Source organism: Nocardioides sp. (assembly GCF_036405735.1).
GTDB lineage: Bacteria > Actinomycetota > Actinomycetes > Propionibacteriales > Nocardioidaceae > Nocardioides.
The window spans coordinates 22,685-46,172 of the sequence record NZ_DASWXC010000070.1 but is presented as its reverse complement, the minus strand read 5'-3'; the positions used below and the strand labels follow the sequence as shown (position 1 = coordinate 46,172).

At 73.2% G+C, this 23,488-nt stretch carries 26 protein-coding genes and 1 tRNA gene; 10 read left to right on the top strand and 17 right to left on the bottom strand.

Annotated features, from left to right (window positions below; all coding sequences use genetic code 11):
* Positions 1 to 3: 3 nt before the first annotated feature.
* The 8 genes from VGE38_RS11665 to VGE38_RS11630 form a co-directional block, all read right to left on the bottom strand.
* Positions 4 to 780: a prepilin peptidase gene (locus tag VGE38_RS11665; protein WP_331142715.1), complete on the bottom strand. Its 777-nt coding sequence runs from the start codon at positions 778 to 780 to the stop codon at positions 4 to 6.
* A complete protein-coding gene (locus VGE38_RS11660) occupies positions 777 to 2,996 on the bottom strand; it encodes a hypothetical protein (RefSeq protein WP_331142714.1) in 2,220 nt (739 codons plus the stop codon). The genes VGE38_RS11665 and VGE38_RS11660 overlap by 4 nt, the downstream gene beginning before the upstream one ends.
* A complete protein-coding gene (locus tag VGE38_RS11655) occupies positions 2,993 to 3,676 on the bottom strand; it encodes a PulJ/GspJ family protein (protein WP_331142713.1) in 684 nt (227 codons plus the stop codon). The genes VGE38_RS11660 and VGE38_RS11655 overlap by 4 nt, the downstream gene beginning before the upstream one ends.
* The gene (locus VGE38_RS11650) at positions 3,673 to 4,128 is read right to left on the bottom strand and encodes a type IV pilus modification PilV family protein (protein ID WP_331142712.1); all 456 of its coding nucleotides are present in this window, start codon (positions 4,126 to 4,128) and stop codon (positions 3,673 to 3,675) included. Before VGE38_RS11650 ends, VGE38_RS11655 begins: the two co-directional genes overlap by 4 nt.
* A complete protein-coding gene (locus VGE38_RS11645) occupies positions 4,128 to 5,333 on the bottom strand; it encodes a type II secretion system F family protein (protein ID WP_331142711.1) in 1,206 nt (401 codons plus the stop codon). The genes VGE38_RS11650 and VGE38_RS11645 overlap by 1 nt, the downstream gene beginning before the upstream one ends.
* A 1-nt stretch (position 5,334) precedes the next feature.
* Entirely contained in the window at positions 5,335 to 7,062 is a 1,728-nt protein-coding gene (locus tag VGE38_RS11640; RefSeq protein WP_331142710.1) for a GspE/PulE family protein, read from the bottom strand.
* A gap of 1 nt (position 7,063) precedes the next feature.
* Complete coding sequence (locus VGE38_RS11635; RefSeq protein ID WP_331142709.1) at positions 7,064 to 8,167, bottom strand: type IV pilus twitching motility protein PilT; 1,104 nt, start codon at positions 8,165 to 8,167, stop codon at positions 7,064 to 7,066.
* A gap of 135 nt (positions 8,168 to 8,302) precedes the next feature.
* On the bottom strand, positions 8,303 to 8,659 hold the full coding sequence (locus VGE38_RS11630) for a competence type IV pilus major pilin ComGC (protein ID WP_331142708.1): 357 nt from the start codon (positions 8,657 to 8,659) through the stop codon (positions 8,303 to 8,305).
* A gap of 333 nt (positions 8,660 to 8,992) precedes the next feature.
* Here VGE38_RS11630 and VGE38_RS11625 point away from each other — a divergent pair, with 333 nt between their 5' ends.
* Positions 8,993 to 9,859, top strand: a complete 867-nt coding sequence (locus tag VGE38_RS11625) for an HpcH/HpaI aldolase/citrate lyase family protein (RefSeq protein WP_331142707.1) — start codon at positions 8,993 to 8,995, stop codon at positions 9,857 to 9,859.
* Here VGE38_RS11625 and VGE38_RS11620 read toward each other — a convergent pair.
* Positions 9,819 to 10,601 (bottom strand): Mut7-C RNAse domain-containing protein, encoded by a 783-nt coding sequence (locus VGE38_RS11620; RefSeq protein WP_331142706.1) that lies wholly within the window; start codon positions 10,599 to 10,601, stop codon positions 9,819 to 9,821. The genes VGE38_RS11625 and VGE38_RS11620 overlap by 41 nt on opposite strands.
* Positions 10,602 to 10,646: 45 nt before the next feature.
* Positions 10,647 to 11,543 carry a LysR family transcriptional regulator ArgP gene (locus VGE38_RS11615; protein WP_331142705.1) on the bottom strand — a complete coding sequence of 299 codons (897 nt, stop codon included), beginning with the start codon at positions 11,541 to 11,543 and terminating at the stop codon, positions 10,647 to 10,649.
* 69 nt (positions 11,544 to 11,612) lie between these two features.
* On the opposite strand from VGE38_RS11615, the gene VGE38_RS11610 reads away from it, so the two are divergent.
* Both VGE38_RS11610 and VGE38_RS11605 read left to right on the top strand, forming a co-directional pair.
* On the top strand, positions 11,613 to 12,212 hold the full coding sequence (locus VGE38_RS11610; protein WP_331142704.1) for a LysE/ArgO family amino acid transporter: 600 nt from the start codon (positions 11,613 to 11,615) through the stop codon (positions 12,210 to 12,212).
* A gap of 145 nt (positions 12,213 to 12,357) precedes the next feature.
* Positions 12,358 to 12,819 carry a DUF4383 domain-containing protein gene (locus VGE38_RS11605; protein ID WP_331142703.1) on the top strand — a complete coding sequence of 154 codons (462 nt, stop codon included), beginning with the start codon at positions 12,358 to 12,360 and terminating at the stop codon, positions 12,817 to 12,819.
* A gap of 12 nt (positions 12,820 to 12,831) precedes the next feature.
* On the opposite strand, the gene VGE38_RS11600 is transcribed toward VGE38_RS11605, so the two are convergent.
* The 5 genes from VGE38_RS11600 to VGE38_RS11580 are packed head-to-tail and all read right to left on the bottom strand — an operon-like array spanning position 12,832 to position 17,204.
* The gene (locus VGE38_RS11600; protein WP_331142702.1) at positions 12,832 to 13,014 is read right to left on the bottom strand and encodes a hypothetical protein; all 183 of its coding nucleotides are present in this window, start codon (positions 13,012 to 13,014) and stop codon (positions 12,832 to 12,834) included.
* Entirely contained in the window at positions 13,011 to 13,934 is a 924-nt protein-coding gene (locus VGE38_RS11595) for a cation diffusion facilitator family transporter (protein WP_331142701.1), read from the bottom strand. Before VGE38_RS11595 ends, VGE38_RS11600 begins: the two co-directional genes overlap by 4 nt.
* Positions 13,934 to 14,785 (bottom strand): class I SAM-dependent methyltransferase, encoded by an 852-nt coding sequence (locus VGE38_RS11590; RefSeq protein ID WP_331142700.1) that lies wholly within the window; start codon positions 14,783 to 14,785, stop codon positions 13,934 to 13,936. Before VGE38_RS11590 ends, VGE38_RS11595 begins: the two co-directional genes overlap by 1 nt.
* A gap of 17 nt (positions 14,786 to 14,802) precedes the next feature.
* Positions 14,803 to 16,284, bottom strand: coding sequence for a flavin-containing monooxygenase (locus VGE38_RS11585; protein WP_331142699.1), 1,482 nt, complete (start codon positions 16,282 to 16,284; stop codon positions 14,803 to 14,805).
* Entirely contained in the window at positions 16,281 to 17,204 is a 924-nt protein-coding gene (locus VGE38_RS11580) for a patatin-like phospholipase family protein (protein WP_331142698.1), read from the bottom strand. Before VGE38_RS11580 ends, VGE38_RS11585 begins: the two co-directional genes overlap by 4 nt.
* Before the next feature lie 59 nt (positions 17,205 to 17,263).
* Between VGE38_RS11580 and VGE38_RS11575 the strand changes: the two genes are divergently transcribed.
* Positions 17,264 to 17,845: a TetR/AcrR family transcriptional regulator gene (locus tag VGE38_RS11575; RefSeq protein WP_331142697.1), complete on the top strand. Its 582-nt coding sequence runs from the start codon at positions 17,264 to 17,266 to the stop codon at positions 17,843 to 17,845.
* Positions 17,846 to 17,864: 19 nt separating this feature from the next.
* On the opposite strand, the gene VGE38_RS11570 is transcribed toward VGE38_RS11575, so the two are convergent.
* Positions 17,865 to 18,380 (bottom strand): hypothetical protein, encoded by a 516-nt coding sequence (locus tag VGE38_RS11570; protein WP_331142696.1) that lies wholly within the window; start codon positions 18,378 to 18,380, stop codon positions 17,865 to 17,867.
* Between the two features lie 105 nt (positions 18,381 to 18,485).
* Positions 18,486 to 18,559 (bottom strand) — tRNA-Met (locus VGE38_RS11565).
* 113 nt (positions 18,560 to 18,672) lie between these two features.
* Here VGE38_RS11565 and VGE38_RS11560 point away from each other — a divergent pair.
* The 6 genes from VGE38_RS11560 to VGE38_RS11535 are packed head-to-tail and all read left to right on the top strand — an operon-like array spanning position 18,673 to position 23,362.
* Positions 18,673 to 19,227 (top strand): RNA polymerase sigma factor, encoded by a 555-nt coding sequence (locus tag VGE38_RS11560; protein WP_331142695.1) that lies wholly within the window; start codon positions 18,673 to 18,675, stop codon positions 19,225 to 19,227.
* Positions 19,224 to 20,048 (top strand): cupin domain-containing protein, encoded by an 825-nt coding sequence (locus VGE38_RS11555; protein ID WP_331142694.1) that lies wholly within the window; start codon positions 19,224 to 19,226, stop codon positions 20,046 to 20,048. The genes VGE38_RS11560 and VGE38_RS11555 overlap by 4 nt, the downstream gene beginning before the upstream one ends.
* Positions 20,045 to 20,932, top strand: coding sequence for an ABC transporter ATP-binding protein (locus VGE38_RS11550; protein WP_331142693.1), 888 nt, complete (start codon positions 20,045 to 20,047; stop codon positions 20,930 to 20,932). Before VGE38_RS11555 ends, VGE38_RS11550 begins: the two co-directional genes overlap by 4 nt.
* Entirely contained in the window at positions 20,929 to 21,474 is a 546-nt protein-coding gene (locus VGE38_RS11545; RefSeq protein ID WP_331142692.1) for a hypothetical protein, read from the top strand. Before VGE38_RS11550 ends, VGE38_RS11545 begins: the two co-directional genes overlap by 4 nt.
* Positions 21,471 to 22,379, top strand: coding sequence for a hypothetical protein (locus tag VGE38_RS11540; protein WP_331142691.1), 909 nt, complete (start codon positions 21,471 to 21,473; stop codon positions 22,377 to 22,379). The genes VGE38_RS11545 and VGE38_RS11540 overlap by 4 nt, the downstream gene beginning before the upstream one ends.
* Complete coding sequence (locus tag VGE38_RS11535; protein ID WP_331142690.1) at positions 22,376 to 23,362, top strand: nucleoside hydrolase; 987 nt, start codon at positions 22,376 to 22,378, stop codon at positions 23,360 to 23,362. Before VGE38_RS11540 ends, VGE38_RS11535 begins: the two co-directional genes overlap by 4 nt.
* Positions 23,363 to 23,488: the final 126 nt, after the last annotated feature.

The window sequence follows — 23,488 nt, the reverse complement described above, 5'->3', positions numbered from 1 at the left end:
TGCTCACAGCCGCAGGCGCTCCAGGTACAGCTCCCCCAGCCCGCTGGCGCCCAGGATCGAGGCCCAGGCGCCGAGCAGCATGAACGGCCCGAACGGCACCGCGCTGCGGCGGCCCGCGCGGCGGCTGGCCATCAGCAGCACCCCGGCCAGCGAGCCCAGGACGAAGCCGCCGAAGGCGCCCACGAGGAACGCCCCCCACGACAGGTAGGCGCTCATCCCCCCGACCACGCCGGCGAGCTTGACGTCGCCGAGCCCCATCGCCCCGGGCGCGGTCAGCGACACGGCGAGGAAGAACGCCACGAGCACCAGCGCGCCGACCCCCGCCCGCACCAGGCTGGGCCGGTCGGCGGCCAGCGCGAGCAGCAGGGCGAGGACCGGGTACGACGGCAGCACGATCACGTTCGGCAGCCGGCGTACGTCGAGGTCGATGAGCGCCAGCGCGACCGCGACGGCCGCGAAGCACAGGTACGCCGCCAGCAGCGCCGGCTCGGCGGCGAACCGCCAGCCCGCTAGCCCGAAGAGCACTCCGGTGGCGGCCTCGACGAGCGGGTAGCGAACGCTGATCGGCGAGGCGCAGTCGTGGCAGCGGCCGCGCAGCACCAGCCAGCCGAGCACCGGCACGTTGTGGCGGGCGCGGATCGGCGTACCGCACGCTGGGCAGGCCGACGGCGGGCTGACCACCGACTCGCCACGCGGGAGCCGGTAGGCCACGACGTTGAGGAACGAGCCGACCGCGAGCCCCAGCACGGCCGCGAACGCGGCGACCAGGGACGGCGTCATCGTCGGTGGCTCCAGCTCAGCACGGTGATCTCGCGCTGGCCGGGCTCGGGCGCGCCGGTCGGATCCCACACCTGCACCCGGGAGGTGAGCGCCAGCGTGCCCGTCCCCGTGGTGCAGGTGGCGGAGTTCGGGCAGAGGTAGACCTTCAGCTGCACGAGCGTCCCGCTGAACCCCCATCCGGGCGAGTTGTCGGGCAGCTCGATCACCGCGCCGTCGTACGCGTAGCCGCCGGTGGTCCGCGCCGCCAGCGAGCGCGCGATCACCCCGAACCGCATCACCTGGGCGGTGGCCTGGTTGAGGTTGAGGTCGATGCGGGAGATCGGCGTGTACGTCGTGCCCTGGATGTAGAAGCTGTCCTTGTAGTTGGTCGGCGTCGAGATCACCGCGCAGCTGTTGAGCGTGGCCAGGCAGTTGGTGGCGCTCGGCCCCAGACCGGTGTGGGTCTGGCCGCGCAGCTGCGGGGCGTAGAACTGCAGCTCCAGCCGCACGGCGTCCAGCTCGGCGGTCGCGGTGACCGGCAGGCCCCTGGCGATGGTGGCCGTGAAGTCGATCTTCGCGCCGGTGTAGCCGCGATCGTGGATCTGCTTCTGCAGCGCGTTGAAGACCGCTGCCTGCTGCACGCGCAGGTCGACGCTCTGCGTCGTCATGGCACCGGGGCGGTCCAGGTTGAAGGTGGCCAGCGCCGTCCCGCCGGCCGGCGTGAGCGCGATGGTCGAGGCGGTGCCGGCGTTGTTCTGCGCCGACTTGTGCCGCACCACCAGCGTGGCCTCCTTGAGGATCGACCCCTTGGGCAGCGTCACCGGTGACGTGAAGCCCGTCATCGAGATCGTGCGCGAGACGTTGGCGGCGGTGCCCGTCGTGGGCCGGAACCAGGTCGCCGCGCCGTTGCCGGCGTCGCGCAGCGCCGCCTCGGTGGCACCGACGAAGGTGTTGTCGGTCCCCGCCGGCGTGACGGTGGGGGTGCCGCTGCTCGTCAGCGGGTCGCCGTCGTCACCGGCGGCCTCGGTCAGCCGGGTCGCGGTCGGGACCCCGGACTTGAGGCCGAAGAGCGCGATCGGCGGTCGGTCGGTGTGGTAGCTGCCGCAGATCTCGACGTTGGCGCCGTCGTCGACCTTCAGCCGGCTGTCGCCGCCGAAGACGAACTGCACGCCGTCGTTGCTGACGTTGTCGATCGGGTTGACGCACGAGCCGGGGTAGGACGCGTCGGTGACCGCCGTGATGCTGCCGTCCGGCGTGCCGGCGACCAGGCGCCCCACGCCGACCACCCACTCGCTGCCGCCGGAGCCGCCCCGGTTGGTGTCGCTGTCGTACATCACGTCCGCGGGGTTGTTGTGGAAGTCGAAGTAGTAGGTGCCCGGCTTGAACCAGAACGTCGAGCCGGAGCAGGCCGGCTTGTTCGTGATGTCGTTGAGTGCCGCCGCGTCGTCGTAGTAGCCGGGCTCGAAGGTCACCACCGCGCCGCACGAGGTCGGAACCGTCTGCAGGGCCGGCACGCCCGTGGCGGCCAGCTCGTGCGCGTAGTCGGGGTCGGGCACCGTGACGGCCGCGCAGTCGACCAGCGGCGCCTCCATCCCCGAGACCGGGGTGCAGCCGCTGTGGGCGCGGATGCTCTGGCTCGAGCGCAGCTGGCCGATCGAGCTCACGATGTTCGAGTTCGACCAGATCCCGCCGTGCACCCGGAACTGCTCGACCGTGCTGCTCTGCGGCTTGACGTCGACGCCGACCTCGGACGCGCTGGTGCCGAGCGTCAGGATCGCGTGGCCGGGCTTGTTGGCGTTGGTCACCGGCACGGGCGCGCCGGAGGCGCCGGTCGCGTCCTCCGGGGTGCAGGTCACGACGGCCGAGGTCGGCCCGTCGCCGCTCGCCGCCGACGCCGGGTAGAAGCCGGGCAGGCGGAGCTCGTGGATCGGGTCGGCGGCGGCGTCCTCCCCGAAGCAGCCGGGGCCGGGCTGGCGGTTGTTGTAGGCCCACGTCGAGCCCATCGCGACGCTGCTCGCGTCCACGCCGCCGGTGCGCAGGTCGTTGATGGCCACCTGGGCGGCGGCGTCCGCGGCGTACGTCGTCCCTGCGACCTCGCGCAGCGCGACCGTCGCCCGCAGGGAGCCGTCGCCGCGGGTCAGCACGGCGCTGACGACCAGCGCGATCGTCGTGACGACCAGGATCGCGAGGATGAGGATCGCGCCGTCGTCCTCGCTCCGGAGCCGGCGAAGGTTCATGACTGTCTCCGTTCACCCGAGAGGGTCGCGGCGTAGGACGCGGCGTCGTGGTCGGCGCCGTCGTCCACCGACAGCGCCAGCCGGACGACCGCCGGCACGTCGTCGCCGGAGCCGGTGCAGGGGATCGCCGCGCCGGCGGCGTTCTCGCAGGCCACCGTCGGGACGGCGCTGAGGTTGTCGGCGATCTGGACCGTCGACGGCTGGCTGCCGCACCGCACCCGCAGCAGCTCGTGGCCCGTGCCGGTGGGCCGCGCCGCATAGGTCACCTTCACCGTCGCCGGGGTGTCGGTCGAGACCAGGGAGGAGTACTCGCTCCAGGCCAGCGTCACCACCGCCGTGGTGCCGGCCGGCAGGCCGCACGGCGCCACGCCGACCGACTGCTCCAGCGCGAAGGAGTGCGTGGTGCTGTCGTAGGTCGACGAGCGGACCCCGATGCTGGCGACGTCGCGCTGCCAGTACGCCGCGGCGAACTGCACGTCGTGCGACTCGGTCATCCGCGCCTGGGTGTCGACGGTGGTGCGCAGGTAGCTCAGCACGACGCCGGCCAGCGTCGCCGTGATGACCCCGAGGATCGCCGTGGTCATGACCAGCTCCACCAGGGTGAAGCCGTCCTCGGCGGCCGTACGACGGCGGACGGCCCGCAGTAGGGTCCGCCCCAGGGTCTGCAGCTGGATCCTCATGAGCACACCGTCATCCCGACGCCGCACGGCTTGCGGACCAGCACGGTGAGCCGCTCCGCGGCCCGGGCGTCGGCGCTCGACACGGTGATGTCGAGCTGCTGGAGCCCGGTGTCGTTGCCCGAGCACGTCCCGGCCGCGCCCGAGGACCCGACCCGCTTCGCGGCGGTGTGCGTCGCCGAGAAGCCCGCCGGCAGCCCGGTGAGTCCGACCAGGGCCGGGCTGTAGTGGTTCGCCGCGGCGCAGGGCTCGTAGTGAGCGTTCGCGCTGGCGACGTACTCCGTGATCGCCTCGGCGTAGCTGCGCGCGTAGGCGCTGCCCGTCGTCTGCTTGCGGTGGATGTCGGAGGCCGTGACGCTCATCTGCATCCCGGCCAGCACCGCGACCGCGGCGACGCCGAGGATCGTCACGGCGACGAGCACCTCGACCAGACTCTCGCCCCGGTCGGAGCGCATCACATCTCCACCTGGTTGAAGATGCCGTACATCGCCGAGACCAGCGCGACCGCCACGAAGCCGACGATCAGGCCCATGACCACGATGACGATCGGCTCGAAGAGCGCGGTCAGCTTGGCGATCTTGTAGTCGAGCTCGGTCTCGTAGTACTCCGCCGTCACCTCCAGCTGCGTGTCGAGGGAGCCGGTGTCCTCCCCCACCCGCAGCATCTGCGTGGCCGTGCCCGGGAAGAGGCCGGTGCGGCCCAGCGGGGAGGCGATGCCCTGCCCCTCCAGCATCTGCTCGGTCACCTCGCCGAGGCGCCGGATGTAGACCCGGTTGCGCAGCGCCTCGGTGGTGACGGCCAGCGACTCGGTGAGGTTCACGCCGGCGCTCACCATCGAGGCGAGCACCCGGCAGAACCGCTCCACCAGGGCGTACTGGATGGTCTCCCCCAGCACCGGGACCTTGAGCAGCAGCGCGTCGCGGGCGTACGCGCCGCGCCGGGTCTGCACGGCCGCGAGGTAGAGCAGCAGTGCGGTCGCCAGTCCCAGTCCGACCGCCCACCCCCACCGGCCCAGGAAGTCGGTGAAGCCCAGCAGGATCCGGGTGGGCAGCGGCAGCTCGGCGTCGAGGTCGGCGAAGAAGTCCTCGAACTTCGGCAGCACGTAGATCGCGAGCACGAGCACGGTGACGACCGACATCAGGGAGACGATCAGGGGATACATCAGTGCCGACTTGATCTTGCGGCGGGCCTGCAGGTCGCGCTCGATGTAGCCCGAGAGCCGGGCCAGCACCGTGTCGAGCTCGCCGGTCAGCTCCGCCGAGCGGACGATGCCGCGGTAGAAGGGCGGGAAGACCTTCGGGAAGGCGTCGAGGCAGTCGGAGAACCGATCGCCCGACCGCAGACCGTCCTCGATCTGGTTCATCATCCGGCGTACCGAGGAGTTCTCGCTCTCGGCGCCGATGGTGTGGACCGCCTCGAGGATCGGCAGCCCGGCCCGCAGGAACGCGGCGATCTGGCGGGAGAGGTGCATGACCTCCTCGCGCTTGATCCGCGGCCCGGAGATCTCGTAGCGCAGGATGCTCTTCTTCTCGGTCACCCGCAGGTCGCGGACCTCGCGCTCGTAGAGCGCGACCTCGGCGTCGCCGCGGCTGGCGGCCTTGGTCGTGCCCTTGACCGTGCGGCCGTCGATCGTGACTCCGGCATAGGCGAACTTCGGCATCTCACACCCCTGCCACGTAGATCGAGCGCATGACCTCGGACGCCGTCGTGACGCCGTCGCGGACCAGACGGGCCGCCTGCTCCTGCAGGGTGCGCATGCCCTGGGCGAGCGCCAGCTTGCGCATCTCGTCGTGCGGCGCGCGCTCGACGACGAGCTCGCGCACCTCGTCGGTCACCGCGAGCAGCTCGTAGACGCCGATCCGCTCCAGGTAGCCGGTGTGGGAGCAGAAGTGACAGCCGGCGCCGTGCACGAACCCGTCCAGCGCATCGACCGGGCCGAAGCTGCGCAGGAACGCCAGCTCGTCGGGCGAGGGCTGATAGGGCTCCAGGCAGCTGGGGCAGTTGCGGCGTACCAGCCGCTGCGCCACCACCGCGGTCACCGAGGAGGCGATCAGGAACGCCTCGATGCCCATGTCGAGCAGGCGGTAGAGCGCCGAGACCGACTCGGTCGCGTGCAGCGAGGAGAGCACCAGGTGGCCCGTGAGCGCGGACTGTACGGCGATCCGGGCCGTGTCGACGTCGCGGATCTCCCCCACCAGGATCACGTCGGGGTCCTGCCGCAGGATCGACTTCAGCCCACCGGCGAAGGTGACGCCGGCCTGCTCGTTGATCTGGATCTGGTTGATCGAGTCGAAGGTGTACTCCACCGGATCCTCGATCGTCATGATGTTGCGGTCGGGGGTGTTGAGCTCCCCCAGCGACGCATAAAGAGTCGTCGTCTTGCCGCCGCCCGTCGGGCCGGCGCAGACGACCATGCCGTAGGGCGCGTGGATCATCGCGCTGTAGCGCTCCGCGGTGTCGGGCGGCATGCCGAGCTGGGCGAGGTGGAACAGCGGCCGCGACTTGTCGAGCAGCCGCATCACGACCTTCTCGCCGCCGACCACCGCCGTGCTCGCCACCCGGATGTCGACGTCGCGGCCCTCGACCTCGAGGGAGATCTGGCCGTCCTGCGGCCGGCGCCGCTCGACGATGTTCATGCCGGCGAGGATCTTGACCCGGCTGACGAGCGCGGGGCCGATGGAGCCGGGCAGGTCCAGGACGTCGGTGAGCGCGCCGTCGATGCGGTAGCGAACCCGCACCCGCTCCCCCGACGGCTCGATGTGGATGTCGGAGGCACGGTCGCGCAGCCCCTGGGTGATGATCATCTGCACCACCCGGACCACGGGCGCGTCCTCGTTGACGTGGGTCTCCAGGCGGTCCGCCTCACGGCGCAGGCTGTCGCGCGCCTCGAAGGCGAGCACCTGACCGCCGACCTCGCTGGTCGCGCGGTACGCCGTGTCGAGGGCCCGGTCCAGCGCACGGTGGGTGGTGACCGCGGCGACGGTCGGACGGCCGACCGCGGCCCGGATGTCGGCGAGGTGCTCGGGTGAGGGGTCGACCACCGCGACGACGACCAGGTCCTCACGCGCACTGATCGGCAAGGCCCGCAGCGCGAGCGCCTTCTCCCGTGTCAGCAGGGCGACGGCGTCCTCCTGCGGTTCGGCCGTGCGGAAGTCGACCTCGTCGGCGCCGTAGTGCTGCGCGAGAGTGCGGGCGAGGTCGTCGTCGGCGATGACACCGGAGGCGATGAGCTTCTCGGCCAGCGTCCCGTCGCCGGCCGCGTGGCGCACCGCGTCGATCTGGTAGGGCTCCAGCCGCCGGGAGCGGACGAGCGCGGCGGTCAGCCGGTCGTCGTACGACTCCCGCGGCGCCGGTGCCGGCTCGTCCCGGTGGCGTCCGTGCATCCTCATCTCAGGCCCTCCCGGCGGCCGTGAGGCGCGGCCGCGCCTCGATGTCGTTCGGGTAGAGGCTGCGCGCCTCGGCGTCGGCGAGGGTGACGACGCCGTCCTGGACCAGCCGCGAAAGCGACTGCTCGAGGGTGACCATGCCGTCGCGGGAGCCGGTGACCAGGCTGTTGCGCAGCTGGTGGGTCTTGCCCTCCTTGATGAGGTTGCGGACCGCGGGGGTGGCGACGAGCACCTCGTACGCCGCCGTCATCCCGCCGCCGACCTTCGGCACCAGCCGCTGGTAGACCACGCAGCTGAGGGCCGCTGCCAGCTGGACCCGGATCTGCGCCTGCTGCTCGGCCGGGAAGACGTCGATCATGCGCCCGATCGACTGGGCGGTGTCGTTGGTGTGCAGCGTCGCAAAGACCAGGTGGCCGGTCTCGGCCACGGTCAGCGCGAAGCGGATGGACTCCAGGTCGCGCATCTCGCCGACCAGGAGCACGTCGGGGTCCTCGCGGAGCACGCTGCGCAGCGCGTCGGGGAAGCTCGCGGTGTCGGTGCCGACCTCGCGCTGGTTGACCGCGGCCCGCTTGTGGTCGTGGACGTACTCGATCGGGTCCTCGACGGTGATGATGTGGCAGCCGCGCTCGCTGTTGATGAGGTCGATGAGCGAGGCGAGCGTCGTGGACTTGCCCGACCCGGTCGGGCCGGTCATCAGGATCAGTCCCTGGTGCCGGCGCGCCATCGCCGGCAGCGCGTCGGGAAGCCCGAGCTCGGTCGCCGACGGGATCGCCCGCGGGATCATCCGCAGGGCGACGGTGGTGAGGCCGCGCTGGGTGAACGCGTTGCCGCGGATCCGGGCCTCGTGCCGCCAGGAGAAGGAGAAGTCGTACTCCCGGCTGTGCTGCCAGGCCTCGGCCTGCGGCTCGGTCAGGACCTCGGCCAGCAACGCGTCGGTGTCGTCGGTGCCGAGGACGTCGGCACCGGCCGCGGGCGACAGCTCGCCGTCGACCCGCAGCATCGGCGGCAGCCCGACCGAGAGCAGCAGATCGGTGCCGCCGGCGCGCCACAGCTCGAGCAGCAGCTGGTCGATCCGGTCTCCGATCGGGTGGAGATGGGTGTGCGTCATACGAGCCCCCCGGGTCTCGATGGTGGGTGCAGCGGTGGCTGCCGGTGACTACTGTGGTGAGTGCAGTGGATGGCCGGGTGGAACCGGCCGGCGGGAGGGCCCCGAGGGCAATCGGGGCCCTCCCGGGAGGCGCGATCAGCAGGCTGCGCCAGCGGCGGGGGTCACCTCACCCGTCGCGCTGTCGTAAGCGACCTTGACCTCGGGATCGACACCGGCAGCCGACGGGTCCGTCTTCATGAAGTCGGGAACCAGCGCGGCCAGGCTGGCCGGGTTGCTGCCCTCCTGCGCGTAGTGCGCCTCGACCGCGACCTGGGCGGACTTGACGTTCGCCTTGCAGGCGGCCTCCTCGCCGGTGCCGGAGATGCCGCGGACCGAGAAGACGACGATCGCGGCGAGCACGCCGAGGATGACGATGACGATGAGCAGCTCGATGAGGGTGAAGCCCTCGTCCTTGCGAGCCTTGCGGAGGGTGGAGACAGAGTTGCGGAGCATGTCGATTTCCTTTGGAGGAGGCAGTGGATGGATGCGCCCGAGCGCAGAGCCGAGTGGACTCCTCCGTGGCCACCGCTGTCCGGCCAAGACGGCCAGCAATACCCAAATGAGGTGAGTGGTCTCGCTCCGCTTCCGTCGACTGCCTGCCCCTCCAAAGTGTCACCGTGACCGTTGCGTGCGAGCGTGACCCTTGGAAGCGTCACTGTCGGCGCGAACGGTCACGGTGACACTTTGCGGCCGGCTCGGCGCTGGCCGCGAGGGCTGTGTAACTCGCGAGTACGGTCGCCGCGGACTAGCGTCCGGATCACCGTCCGCCAGCCAAGGAGTACTGCCGTGCCCGCGCCCAGCGATCCCGACCGCCTCGCCGCCCGAGAGGCGACCCGCATCGACGGCGAGAACTCCCGGTCCTGGCAGCTGGTCAACGCCCGCGCGGTCGACCTGTTCGAGACCGCGCAGCTGGGCCGCGCCGACCAGGTCATCCTCGACCTCGAGGACGCGGTCGACCCGCTGCTGAAGGCCGACGCACGCGCGGACGTCATCGCGTGGCTCAGCTCCGGCGGGAGTGCGTGGGTGCGCATCAACGACTGCACCACCCCGTTCTGGAGCGACGACGTCGCCGAGCTCGCCGGCGTGCCCGGCGTACGCGGCGTGATGCTCGCCAAGGCGGAGTCGGCCGAGCACGTCACCGACACCTGGCAGCGGCTGGGCGGCCGCACGCCGGTGCTGGCGCTGGTGGAGTCCGCGCTCGGCATCGAGAACGCCGTGGAGATCGCGAGCGCCCGCGGCGCCTTCCGGCTGGCGTTCGGCAGCGGCGACTACCGCCGCGACACCGGCGCGGAGAACAACCCGCTGGCCATGGCCTACCCCCGCACCAGGCTCGTCCTCGCGAGCCGGATCGGCAACCTCCCCGGGCCTATCGACGGCCCGACCGTCGGCAGCAGCCACGCGATCCTGCGCGAGCAGGCCGCGGACGCGGTCGGCCTGGGCATGACCGGCAAGCTCTGCCTCGACCTCGACCAGCCGGCCGTGATCAACGAGGAGATGAGCCCCTCGCCCTCCGACGTCGCGTGGGCACTGGACTTCCTCACGTCCTTCGCCGAGGCCGGCGGGGTGATCCGGGACGGCAGCGACAAGCCGCGGCTCGCGCGGGCCGAGCGGATCAAGTGGCGCGCGGAGGTCTTCCGCATCCCGGTCGACTAGCAGCAGCGGAGCCTTCCGCCCTGGGAGCGGCGGCATCGACGATGCGCGCCAGACGGTCGGCGTGCGCGCCACGCCAGTAGACCTTCCCGCACACCGAACAGCGGCGGAACACCTCGTAGGTCCGCCGAGTGCCTGCCGGCAACAGCGCCTGGACGTCGGCCTTGGCGACCTCGGCGAGCATCCCGTTGCAGGCCGGGCACCGCGACAACGGGCGCAGCGGCGGAGCGAACCGCTCCACCACGTCGAGCAGCTGGTCGTCCGGCGCCTGGTGGTCGACGTGCGCGCCCCAGCGCAGGGCACGCCGGTGCAGCAGACCCCGGTCCCGGGTGAGCAGGACCCGCTGCTCGGTCAGGGACGTCTCGACGAGCGCGTCATCGTCAGCCGTCCGGTCGTAGGCGGTGTCGAGACCGAGCAGCCGCATCCGGCGCGCCAGGCCGCCGAGGTGGACGTCGAGCACGAACCGCGGCGGAGACGTCGGCGCCGGCTGGGGCCGCCGGGGCTCCCGGACCACGATGCGGTCGCCGGACTGCGGGCGGTACGCGACGTCGACCGGGTGACCGTCCAGCCGCAGCTGCCCGACCTCGGTCTTCGGCACGCCTAGCGACCCCAGGAGGTGTCCGACCGTGGCGGTGCCGTCCACCGGCACCTCGGGCTCGGCAGACCGTCTCTTGGCGGGGAGGAAGAGCTGCAGCCGCGTCGGCAGCACGAACGTCACGCCGCCACCGGTGGTCATGTCGTCCATGGTGAACCCTTGCCCGGCGACGCCTCCACCGCTCGCCCGCTGCTGTCAGCGCGCCCGCAGGTGGGCCCGCGCCGCGCGACGGACCGCCTCGGTGAGCCGCGCCAGCGCCGGCGAGTCCAGCCGCCAGCGCTGCCAGTGCAGCGGTACGTCGACGTGCACCCGCCCCGGCAGCCGGACCAGCTCGCCGGCCGCCACGGCGGGCCGCAGCTGCGGCTCCGGTACGACGGCCCAGCCGAGCCCCCGGCGTACGGCCTCGACGAAGTCGGCGGAGGTCGGGACGTGGTGCACCACCGGCGGCCGGCCGACGCCGCGGCCGCGCAGCACGTCGTCCTGCAGGGCGTCCTTGTCGTTGAAGACCACGACCGGCATCCGCGCCCAGTCGACCGAGCGTCCCCGCCGCCAGCGCTCGACGAAGCCCGGCGCCGCGGCCGGCGCGTAGCGCAACGACCCCAGCGGCTCCACCGCGCAGCCCTGCACCGGCGTGGCATCGCTGGTGACGGCGGCGAGCACCTCGCCGGAGCGCAGCAGGTCGGCCGAGAAGGCCTGGTCCTCCACGTGCAGCCGCAGCGCGGTGCGGTCCCAGGCGCCGGCGACGTCCCGCGCGTCCGGGGCGCCGAGGACATCCCGGAACCAGGTGGCCAGCGAGTCGGCGTTGACCGCGACCGGGAGCGTCACCGGCCCCGCCTCGGCGGCCAGCGCGAGCGCCGCCTCGTCGTAGAGCAGCTGGGTCTGCCGGGCCAGGCGCAGCAGCGTGCGGCCGGCCTCGGTGGGCCGGCACGGAGTGGTGCGCCGCACCAGCACCTGCCCGGCCGCGGTCTCGAGCGCCCGGATCCGCTGGCTGACCGCGCTCGGCGTCACGTGGAGCCGCTGGGCGGCGGCCTCGAACGTGCCGTGGTCGACGACCGCGGCCAGAGCGGCGAGCTGGGCGGGCTGCGGCGTCATGAAGCAACGCTAAGGGATCAGCAGAATCTTTCGCTGGCCTGGTGACCGGCGCTCCCCTAGCGTCGGCGCGTGATCCACGCCAGCACGACCGGGTTCCTGACCGGTCTGTCCCTCATCGTCGCCATCGGCGCGCAGAACGCCTTCGTGCTGCGGCAGGGCCTGACGCGGCAGTACGTCACGACCGTCGTCGCCATCTGCGCGACCGCCGATGTCGTGCTCATCGCCGCCGGCGTCGCGGGGATCGGCACGGTGGTGGAGCAGGCGCCGTGGGCGATCGACACGATCCGCTGGCTGGGGGTGGCCTTCCTGGCGGCGTACGGCGTCCGCTCGCTGCTCGCCGCCCGCCATCCCGGCTCCCTGGCGGCCGCCCAACGTGGCGCCCGGAGCCGGCGCTCGGCGGCGCTGACCGCGCTGGCGCTGACGTTCCTCAACCCGCACGTCTACCTCGACACGGTGCTGTTGGTGGGGTCGCTGGCCAATCAGGCCGACGGCGGCCGCTGGTGGTTCGCCACCGGCGCGATGCTCGGCAGCGTCGTGTGGTTCAGCGGGCTGGGCTTCGGCGCCCGCGCCGGTCACCGGCTGCTCGCGCTCCCGCGCGCCTGGCAGGTGCTCGACGTGCTCATCGGCCTGACGATGCTGGCGATCGCGGCGACGCTCGCGCTGGGTTGAGCCGCGGACGTCATGCGACCTGGCTGCCCTGACGACCGGCTCGTATGACGTCCCGGCGGCCACGCCGACGCCCACGACCCCACACGCGCGTGATCGAGAGCATTTCCGGATACCGCGTCCTCATCACACTCATCAGGAGGACGCCATGGACACCACTGGCAACGCTCGCTCGATGACAGCCACCCGCATGCAGACCGCCGCCACCGTCGTGGCCGCCGTCTTCCTGCTGGTGGGCGTCGCGGGCTTCATCCCCGGCATCACCACCAACTACGACGACCTCACGTTCGCCGGCCACGAGTCGGAGGCGGAGCTGCTCGGCATCTTCCAGGTCTCCGTGCTGCACAACATCGTCCACCTGCTCTTCGGGCTGGTCGGCATGGCCGCCGCGCGCAGCTGGAACGGCGCCCGCAGCTACCTCATCGGCGGCGGCGTCGTGTACGCCGTGCTGTTCGTCTACGGCCTGCTGATCGACCACGAGGAGGACGCCAACTTCGTGCCCGTCAACGACGCCGACAACTGGCTGCACCTGCTGCTCGCCGTCGGCATGATCGGGCTCGGCCTGGCCCTCTCCAAGGAGCGCGACACCGGGCACCGCGTCGCCCGCTGACCGCAGAACCGCCTAGCGCCGCGGCTGGAGCGTCACCCACACCAGGGCGACGCCCAGCCCGGCCACGGCCGGCCCGACCGTCGCCAGCGTCCCCGACTCCTCGCCGGCCCAACCGAGTCCGACAGCGGTCCAGAAGCCGCCGACGACCACCATGAGCAGTCCGACCGCCAGTCCGAGCAGCCTTCCTCGGGTCACCAGTTCACCTCGTGGCACTGCCGGGTCGGGGCCGACTCCGTCTGGAGCGTCGCGTGGTCGACGCGGTGCTGGGTGGCCAGCACCGTCTGGGCGCCCAGCAGCACGTCCTGCGCGGCCGAGCCGGGGGCCACGACCAGGTGCGCGGTCGCGACGTTCATCCCCGAGGTCAGCGTCCACACGTGCAGATCATGCACGCCGCTGACGCCCGGCACGGCCTCGAGGTCGGCGACCACGTCGTCGAGGACCAGGCCCTCGGGGACGTGCTGACCGAGGACGGCGAGCACCTGACGTCCCAGCACGACGGCCCGAACGGCGACGTACACCCCGATGACGATCGCCACCACGGTGTCCCACACCGGCTCGTCGGTCACCGCGACCAGCACGCCGGCCACGATCACACCGACGCTGCCGGCGGCGTCCGCGACGACCTCGTTGTAGGCGCCCCGGACATTGAGCGACTCGGCGGCGCCCTCGTGGAGCAGCAGCATCGACACGACGTTGACGACCAGCCCGATGACGCCGACGGCCAGCATGGCCCCCGACGGCACCTCGGGCCCGGCCCCTGCGGAGCGGAGGCGGCCGATCGCCTCGAGGACGACGTACGCCGCCACGGCGAGCATGACCAGGACGGTCAGCCCGGAGGCGAACACCTCGGCGCGGTAGGAGCCGTAGGTGCGGCGCCCGGTGGTGTCGGGGCGGGTGGCGATCCGGGTGGCGACCAGCGCCGCGCCCAGCGCCACGACGTCCCCTGCCATGTGGCCGGCGTCGGAGACCAGCGCGAGCGAGCCGGCCAGCAGGCCGACGACGAGCTCGACGACGAGGTACGCCGCGACCAGTCCGAACGCGACCGCCAGCCGCCAGCGGTGGCGACCACCGGCATGTCCGGTCGCGGGCGCGCCGTGCGCGTGCCCGGCACCCATCAGAAGCCCTCCACGGGCAGGAGGGTACCGCTCCCCTCCCCCACCCGCGCCTCGACCACCCGCACCAGGGCGGCCCCGGGACCGGTCCGGCCCACGACGTCGGGACGCTCGGCAGGCCGGTGCAGCCGGGCCGACGCGAAGCCCGCCGACAGCAGGGCGGACTCGGCCTCCCGCGCGTCGGCGAAGTGCAGGTGCAGCCGGCCGCGGACGAACGCTCCGAGGCCCGCCAGGAACGCCTGCACCAGGGGTCCGCGGTTGTCCGCGCGGACGTGCAGGTCGGAGAGGTAGAGCCCGTGCTGACGGCCGGCCAGGCCGTCGGCGACGATCCGCCAGAGCCGGAGGACCGCGTCCGGCGGCAGGTAGTTCAGCAGGCCCTCGGTGACGACGGCGACGCCCGCGTCCGGCGGAAGCGCGGCGAGTACGGCGGCCAGGCTGCCCGGCCCCTCGGCGAGGGCGTCGGCCGCCTCGACCCGGTGGTGCGGCGAGAGCGTGCCGAGACCCGACAGGTGCGCGCGCTTGCGGGCCGCCATCGCGGGCAGGTCGGTCTCGACGTACGTGATCCGGTCGCCGTACCTCGCCGCGAAGCGGGTGCCACGGGGCGAGAGGCCGGCCGCGACCTCCACGACGTGGGTCACCCGGCCGCTCTCGATGGCCTCGGTGAGCAGGTGGTCGACGAACCGGTGGCGCGCCAGCAGGAAGTCCTCGAGCGTCGGGCCACCGGCCAGCCGCGCCAGCCGCATCGCGGGCTGCAGCCCGGCGTACAGCGCGACGCCCTGCGGTGTCCGCAGCTCGCGCGGTGCCAGCCCGCCGCGCACCCACACCTCGCCGGTGTAGTACGCGGTCGGGCTCACCGCCGCAGCGGGCCGTCTCACGTCAGCGCCCGCGCGGGCGTGAGCACGAAGTCGCGGGGTCGGAACCGGCCGACCCGGCGCACCAGCTCGCCGGTGGACCACGGCCAGCTGAAGCTGTTGCGGCCGTTGTCGTCGACGTAGTAGCTGTGGCAGGAGCTGAGGGTGTACGCCGTGCCGGGCAGCGCGGCCTGGACCCGGTCGACGTAGGCCCGCTGGGCGTCGGGGCGCACCGCGATCGTGGCGCCATCCTGCCGCGCCCGGCCGACGGCCTGCACGATCAGCCGCACCTGCGCCTCCGCGATCGTGAACGCGGAGGTGTGGCCGGAGCCGAGGCTGGGCCCGAGCACGATGAAGGCGTTCGGGAAGCCGGCCACCATGGTGCCGAGGTAGGCCTCCGGCGAGCCGGACCAGTGCTCGGCCAGGCTGCGACCGTCGGCGCCGCGGACTAGCCCGGCGACGGGCATGTCGAGGATCCGGAAGCCGGTGCCGAGGATGATCGCGTCGACCTCCGCCTCGCTGCCGTCGGTGCCGGTGACCGTCGCGCCGGCGACCTTCTCGACCGCCGTCGCGTGGACGGCGACGTTGGGCCGGGTCAGCGCGGGCAGGTACGAGTTGGAGAACAGGATGCGCTTGCAGCCCAGCAGGTAGCGCGGCGTGAGCTTGTCGCGCAGCTCGGGGTCGCGCACGCTCGCCCGGAGGTGGGCCCGGGCGACGCCCATGAGCGCGTGCATCAGCGGCTTCGGGCGGTGGAAGGCGAGACCGACCAGCTCCATCAGGCCGTACTCCGCGGAGGCCAGCGCCCGGCAGGCCAGCGGCAGCCGCCTCAGGGCCCACTTCTCGACGCCCGGCACCGGGTGGTCTGCCTTGGGCAGCACCCAGTGCGCGGTGCGCTGGAACAGGTGCAGCTCGCTCACCAGCGGCTGGATCTCCGGCACGAACTGGACGGCGCTGGCGCCGGTGCCGATGACGGCCACCCGCTTGCCGGTCAGGTCGTAGTCGTGGTTCCAGCGCGCGGAGTGGAAGACCTCGCCCGGGAAGTCGGCCAGTCCCGGCAGGTCGGGGATGCGCGGTGTGTCCCAGGGCCCGGCGGCCGCGACCAGGAACCGGGCCGAGACCGGACCCGCGCTCGTCTCCAACCGCCAGCGGTCCGCGTCGGCGTCCCAGGCGGCGTTGGTCATCTCGACCCCGAACCGGGTGATCGCCTCCAGCCCGTGGCGACGCGCGACGTCGTCGACGTAGGCCAGGATCTCCGGCTGGCCGGCGAAGAGCCGCGACCAGTCGGTCTTGGGGGCGAAGGAGTAGGAGTAGAGCCCCGACGGCACGTCGCAGGCACAGCCCGGGTAGGTGTTCGCACGCCAGGTGCCGCCGTACGTCTCGGCCTTCTCGAGGATGACGACGTCGCTCACGCCGGCCTCGCGCAGTCCGATGGCCGCGGCGATGCCGGAGATGCCGGCACCGACGACGACCACCTCGTGGTGCTCGCCGGCCTCCCCGCTCATCGGGCGGTCGCCCGCGCGACGGTGGCGGGAACGGCGGCGCGTGCGGCGGCGAGCGTCGCCTCGCGGCGGGAGAGGTCCATGAAGTTCGGCCCCATCGCGCGCAGCTCGGCGGCGCCGGGCTCGATGCGGATCACCCGGACCCCGGCCTGCTCCAGCCGGCGGACCTCGCGGTCCAGGCCGCGGGTCATCTGGCCGCGCAGCAGCCGCTCCAGGCGGTCGGCGCCACGGCCGCGCACGCCGCCGTGGGTGGTCATCGGCGCGACGACGACCACCTCGTCGAGGTTGGCGTCCAGCAGCAGGTCGGCCGAGACGCTCGAGACAGCACCGCCGTCGACGTAGGAGCGACCCGCGATCTCCACCGGCGGGAACCAGCCGGGGATGGCCCAGCTCGCCGCGACCGCGTCGCCCAGCGAGGCCGGCGGCGCGCCCGGCGACCCGAACGCCACGCGTCTTCCGGTACCGGCGTCGGCGGCCACGATCCAGGTGTCCGGGTGGGCGGTCCAGCCGTCGGGGCCGGCGAGGGCGTCGCCGTACTCGCGCAGCCAGCTCGCGTCCCCGGTCCCGCGCGGGAGCAGGCCCGCCAGGGCGGTGTACGCCGACCGCCCGGCCAGTCCCGCTCGCAGCAGCCCGAGCCCCGGCAGCCCGGGACGCGGCAGCGGCGGCAGCTGGCCCGGGTGCGTTGTCACGTGCCGCTCGAGGACGGGGTCAACGGCGAGGGAGTCTTCGAGCGCGTCGAGGAGGTCACGCGCGCCGCGGCCGCTGCCGAGGGCCGCGACGATCTCGGCGCCCGCCGAGGTGCCGACCAGCACGTCCGCCGTACGCACGTCCCAGGCCAGCGCCTCCTCGACCGCGCACAGCGCGACCGTGGTCCAGGCGAACCCCAGCGTCCCGCCGCAGCCGATGGCCAGTCCTCGTCGCATACTCGGATACTAACGGTATCCGAATTCCATCGGTAGGCGACCGCCGCTAGATTTCCCGCATGACCAGGCTGACCCGCAAGGAGACGCACGCGCAGACCCGCGAGCGTCTGCTGGAGACCGCGACGCGGGTCTTCCTGGCCGATGGCTACAACGCGACGTCGGTGGAGAAGGTCGCCGCCGAGGCGGGGTTCTCCAAGGGGGCGGTGTACTCCAACTTCGCGACCAAGCACGAGCTGGGACTCGCCGTCCTCGACCGGGTCCGGCTGGAGCGGGCGGGCTCGCTCGCCGCGGCGGTCTCGGGCGCCGCCGACCTCGAGTCGCGCGTCGCGGCGTTCGGTGCCTGGGCCGAAGAGAACATCGGCGACGTCGGGTGGACCACCCTCGAGGTGGAGTTCGCCACCAGCACCCGCCGCGTCCCCGGCGTCCGCACCGACCTGGCCGCGCGCCGCCGCGCGCTCACCGCCGCCGTGGCGGACCTGGTCGAGCAACAGGCCGCCGAGCTGGGCGTCACGCTGCGCCAGTCCGCCGAGGACCTGGCCGTGCAGCTGCTCTCGCTCGGCATCGGGCTCGGCGTACAGCGCGCCTTCGACCCCGAGCTTCCGGTACGCAGTCTCGTGGACCTGCTGCGCGGCGCGCTGTAGCTCGGCCGGCCCAGCACGCTCAGAGCCCCATGGAGATCCCGGCGCCCAGATCGCCCTTGCCGCGTTTTCCTCCGATCGGCTCCGGAGCTGGTTCTCCGCGCTTGGCGGCCGCCGCCGTGAGGATCGTCGTCGCGACGCGGTCCGCCCGCGACCTGATGCCGAGCCAAGCGGCGTAGTTGGGATGCTCCAACATCGCCGCCATGAAGCCGTCCCCGTTGGCGAGCTGGAACCACGTTCCGTGGTAGCCGGGCTCTGCGCCCACGATGTCGCTCAACCGGTACCGCATCGTCATGAGACCGACGACGATGACTTCGTCATCGGTCAGGACCAGCCGCGGATGGACAAACATGCCCCACACGACCGGCAGGGCCGGCGGTCCGAGGACGATCGCCTGAGCGGGATGAATCTCCCCGGTGAAGCCGAACCACGCGGCCAGTGCTGTCCAGGCGATCCCCAGGAGCACGAAGAACCCCACGAGCGCGGTGGGATGGCGCCAGACGTTCGGGCCTCGGAAGGGAATCGCGTCACTCGCCATGCCGTGATGGTCTCAGGCTGAGCGCCATGGATTGGCGATGGAGCGCCACGGCGACGTCCGGAAAAACAGATCGAGGCCAGACAGCGTCTGGCCTCGATCTTCTTGTAGCGGGGACAGGATTTGAACCTGCGACCTCTGGGTTATGAGCCCAGCGAGCTACCGAGCTGCTCCACCCCGCGTCGGTGAACCCAACGTTAGCGGGTCGGGACGAGAACCCCAAATCGGACGGTGAAAGGTGAAATGATCCGGGCGCGTGAACCGATCAGCAGGGTCGGCGCGACAGGGATGTGTGATGACCGACGACGACCTCGCAGCGGGCGACGACCCGCGTGCCGACCGGGAGCTGCTCGCAGCGATCCGGTCGGGTGACCGCGGGGCCCTGCACGAGCTGTTCCGCCGGCACGAGCCCTGGCTGGTGGCGCGGCTCTCCTACCGCTGCGCCGACCGCACCATGGTCGACGAGGCGGTGAACGAGACGTTCCTGAGCGTGTGGCGCAAGCCCGGCGCGTACCGCGGCGAGGGCGAGGTCGCCGCCTGGCTGTGGGGCATCGCGATCCGCGCGCTGCTCACCCAGCTGCGCCCGCGCGGCAACGTCGTCGAGCGGCTGATGCGGCTGCGCAGCGACGACGCGGTCTCCCCCGAGGAGGTCGTGCTGGCGCGCATCGAGCACAGCGACGTCGGTGCCGCCCTGCAACGCCTGTCCCCCGAGTTGCGGGCGGTGGTCCAGGCCACCGTCCTCGACGGGCTGTCGACCCGAGAGGCCGCCTCGTTGCTCGGCATCCCGAGCGGCACCGTGAAGAGCCGCATGAGCCGGGCCCGCGCAGAGCTGAGAGGAGCACTGCTGTGAACAACTGGCACGCCACCACCATCGAGCTCGAGAGCTACCTCGCCGGTGCCGCCGGCCCGGTCCTCGCCGCCTCCCTGGAGACTCACCTCGTCGCGTGTGCGCACTGCCGCGCGACGCTCGCCGACCTCACCCGGGGCGCCGGGGACGACGCCATCGCCACCGCCACCGACAGCCAGCGCCGCTGGGAGACGCTCAGCGCGGCCGTCGACGAGGCCGCGATCTCGCCGCTGCTGCGTCTCGGCGTGGCGACCCGCCCACTGATCGGCGCGCTGGGCGTCGCCGTGCTGCTGGTGCTGCTGATCCCGATCGTCGTCGCGGTGCTCTCCGGCAGCGAGCGCCTCTCGAGCGCACTGCTGGCCGGTGCCCCGCTCGCGCCCATGCTCGCCACCGCCTTCGCGTTCCGCCGTGACACCGACCCGGCGGGCGAGCTCACCCTCGCGACGCCCACGGCCGGCATCCGGCTCGTCGCCCGGCGGGCGCTGCTGGTGGCCGGTACGGCGCTGCCGATCGGCGTCACCGGAGCACTGCTGGCCGGCGTACCGCTCGCCGTGGCGGTGGGGTGGCTGCTGCCCGGCCTGGCCCTGGCCGGCGCGGTGCTGCTGGTCGGCACCACCCGCTACGACCCGGCCGTCGCCGCGGCCGCGCTCGGGTCCGCCTGGGCGATCGCCGTGACGCTCGCCGCCCGCGACGACCGGGGCGCACGGGTCGTCGAGCTGGTCACCGGCGCCCCCACGCAGCTGACCGCCCTCGCCCTCGCCGTCGCGATGGCGGGTGTCGCCGTCGCCCGCCGCGACCAGATCGTCTACCGGAGCACCGTATGAGCCAGCTGACCGACCTCCCCGGGACCAGTGCCACCGCCGGCATCGCCGCGAGCGGGCTGACCAAGCGCTTCGGCCGCACCGCCGCCGTGTCCGGCGTCGACCTCGAGCTCCACGGCGGAGTGGTGGGCGTGCTCGGCCCCAACGGCGCCGGCAAGACCACGCTGCTGCGGCTGCTGGCCACCGTCCTCTCCCCCGACGCCGGCCAGATCCGGCTGCTCGGCCGCGACCCGGAGCGCCCGAGTGAGCGGCTGGAGATCCGGCGCCGGCTCGGCTACCTCCCGCAGTCCCCCGAGCTCTACCGCGGCTTCACCGCCTTCGAGCTCGTCGACTACGTCGCCACGCTCAAGGAGCACACCGACCGCCGCTGGCGGGCCCGCGAGTGCGCCCGCGTGCTGGAGTTGGTCGGCCTGCAGGACCGGATGCATCAGAAGATCCGCACGCTGTCGGGCGGTATGCAGCAGCGCGTCGCCCTGGCCGCCAGTCTGATCGGCACGCCCGAGCTGCTCGTCCTCGACGAGCCCGCCACCGGTCTGGACCCCGAGCAGCGCATCGAGCTGCGCTCGGTGCTCTCCGACACGGCCCGGCGGGGCACCGTGCTGCTCTCCACGCACAACACCGGCGAGGTCGCGGCGCTGTGCAGCCGGGTCCTCGTCATGCGCCACGGCACCGTCGGGTACGACGGCACGCCGGCCGGTCTGCGCGACCTCGCGTCCGGCCGGGTCTGGGAGTCCGACAGCCCCGAGCCGGGAGCCGAGCGGTCCTGGGTCACCGCCGACGGCCGCTACCGCCACCTCGGCACACCGCCCGCCGGCGCTGCCCTGTGCCAGCCGACCCTCGACGACGGCTACCTGCTGGCCGTCACCGACCCGCGGCGGCCGCGATGAGCGGCCTGACCGTCGCCCGACAGGCGGTCGCACCGACCGCGGCCGCCGTACCGTGGACGCCGCTGCTCGTCGTCGCCGCCGTGCTCGTCGCCGGCACCGGGCTGACCAGTGCCCTCTCCGACCGACCGGGTCCACTCGCCGCCCTGGCCGCAGGAGCCCTGGCAGCCGGTGCCGTGGCCGCGCTGCGCGACCCCGCCGACCGGTTCCTCGCGGCACTGCCCACCTCCCGGCTGGCCCGCCGACTGCTCCGACTCGCCCTCGTGAGCGGACCGGTGGCGCTCGCGCTGGTCGCGGTCAGCACACTGAGTCCCGGACCGGCCGCGCCGTGGTCGAGCACCGCGGCGCTGACGCTCGCCGGATTGGCCGCCGCCACCTGGCTCCCCGAGCGACGGATCCTCCTCGCGGCCGGCGCGCCGCTGGTGTGGGTGTGCGTCACCGAGCTGCTCGACGCGACCGCCGGCCCGCTCGACTGGTGGCACGGCCGGCCCTGGCTGGTGGCCGCCGTCGCGGCCGCGCTCGTGGTCGCCGGGAGGCACCGATGACCGCGGTCGCGAGCCCCCTGCCGGTCGCAGCGGCCGCAGCGACCGCGCCGGGGCGGCGTCGGGTCGTGCTGGCCCTGGCCCGCCACGAATTGCGGCGGACGCTCCGGCTGCGGTGGCTGCTCCCCGCCCTGGCGCTGACCGGCCTCGTTTTCGAGGAGTGGCGCGGCCCGCAGCAGTGGAACGGGGAGCGCTACGGCTACTGGTTCACGATCCCGGCGGTCCTCGGTGTCGCCGCAAGCCTGCTGGCGGCCGCGAGCTTCCACCGTGAGCGGACGGCCGTCGCCGAGGCGTCGCCCGCCGGCGAGGCCGAGCGCTGCCTGGCGCGACTGCTGGCGGCGGCGCCGTTGGTCGCCGTCACCGCCGCGGTCGTGGCCGCGCAGGCGGCGTACATCTGGTCGATCGGCGGACTCGACCTGGGCGACGAGCCCGGCCGCACGTTGCGCGCCTACCCGACCCTCCCCGAGCTGGCGCAGCCGGTGGCCGTCACCGTCCTCGGGATCGCCGTGGGTGCCGCGGTGGGCCGCCGGGTGCGGCACCGGGCCACCGCGATGCTGGCGCTGGTCGCGGGCTGGCTGCCCGTGACGTTCACCTACTGGGCCTTCCAGGCACCGGTGGTGGCGCCGTTCTCCGTCCTGCAGTCCCAGCCGGTCGACGTCCCACTCGGCAACGGGGACCCGGTGGACCATCCGGCGCAGTGGTTGCTGTCCGCGCCCAACGACTACCAGGTCGGCTGGGACCGGCTGGTGGTCTCGGAGTCGCTCGCGTGGTGGCACGACCTGTGGCTGGTCGGGCTCGCCGTCGTCGTCCTCGCGGCGGCGGTCCCCCGCGGTCGGCGGCAGCTGGTCGTGGTCGGCGGCACCCTGGCGGTCGGCGCTGCAGTCGCCCAGTTCCTGGTGTACCCATGAGGCGCGCGCTCGCACTCGCGGCGGCGACCGCACTGCTGACCGGCTGCGCCGCGGCGGCGTACGACGGCGACGGCGAGCTGCTGCCGCCCGGCGAGCTGGCCCCCGTCGCGGCCAAGCGCGCCGACGCGGTCGACGTCGTCGTGGACACCGACCTGGCGCCCGACGACCTGCTGGCGCTGGGCTACCTGCTGCGGCACCCCGGCGTCCGGGTCCACGCGATCACGGTGCCGACCACCGGGCTGGTGAACTGTCCCGTCGGCATCGACCTCGCCTACGACCTGATGACCTCGGTCGGCGTCGCGCCGGTGCCGATCTCCTGCGGCGACGCCCCGCGCGGGGCCCATGGGATCGCTTTCCCCCGCTCCTGGTCGTACGCCGCGGCGTCCGACAGCGGACTGACCCGCGTGGTCGGGACGTGGACCGAGACCTCTCCCCTGGCTCCCGGCCCGCTGATCGGTCGGCTCGCCGCCGAGCACCCCGGACTGCAGGTCGTCGCGCTCGGGCCGGCCACCGAGCTGGCCGCGATGCTCGCCACCGACCCCGCCGCGTATGCGCGGATCGCGCGGATCGTCACCATGACCGGCGTGGTCACCGGCCCGCCGCAGGACGACACCGCCGGCGAGTGGAACGCCGCCGCGGATCCCGACGCCCTCGCGGCCGTGCTCGCCGGGCCCGTGCCGGTCACCGTCGTCCCGAACGAGGTGGCGCCGGAGGGCCAGCCGGCCGGCGTACGTGCTCCTGTGGTGGGTGGGCTCGGCGTCCTCACCCCCGCGCCCACCCCGAGGTTCTGGGACCTCGCCACCGCCGGCTACCTGACCGAGCCGACTGCCGGGCGGACCGAGAGCGGCACCTGGTCGGTCGACCTCACCGGAGAGCCGGGGCGGCTGACGCGCACCGGCGAAGGCCCGCACCAGGTCGTCACCCACCTCGACACCGAGCGGCTCGACGCGGCGTACGCCGAGGTCTTCGCGTTCGAGCAGTGAGGCCGCCAGCACCCCGCCGTACCCGGCACCCAGCCGCACCCACCGAGGTCTCGACACGCCTCGCCTAGCGGCTCGGCGGCTCGACCAACGGAGAACGCGGCTCGGCGGCTCGACCAACGGAGAACG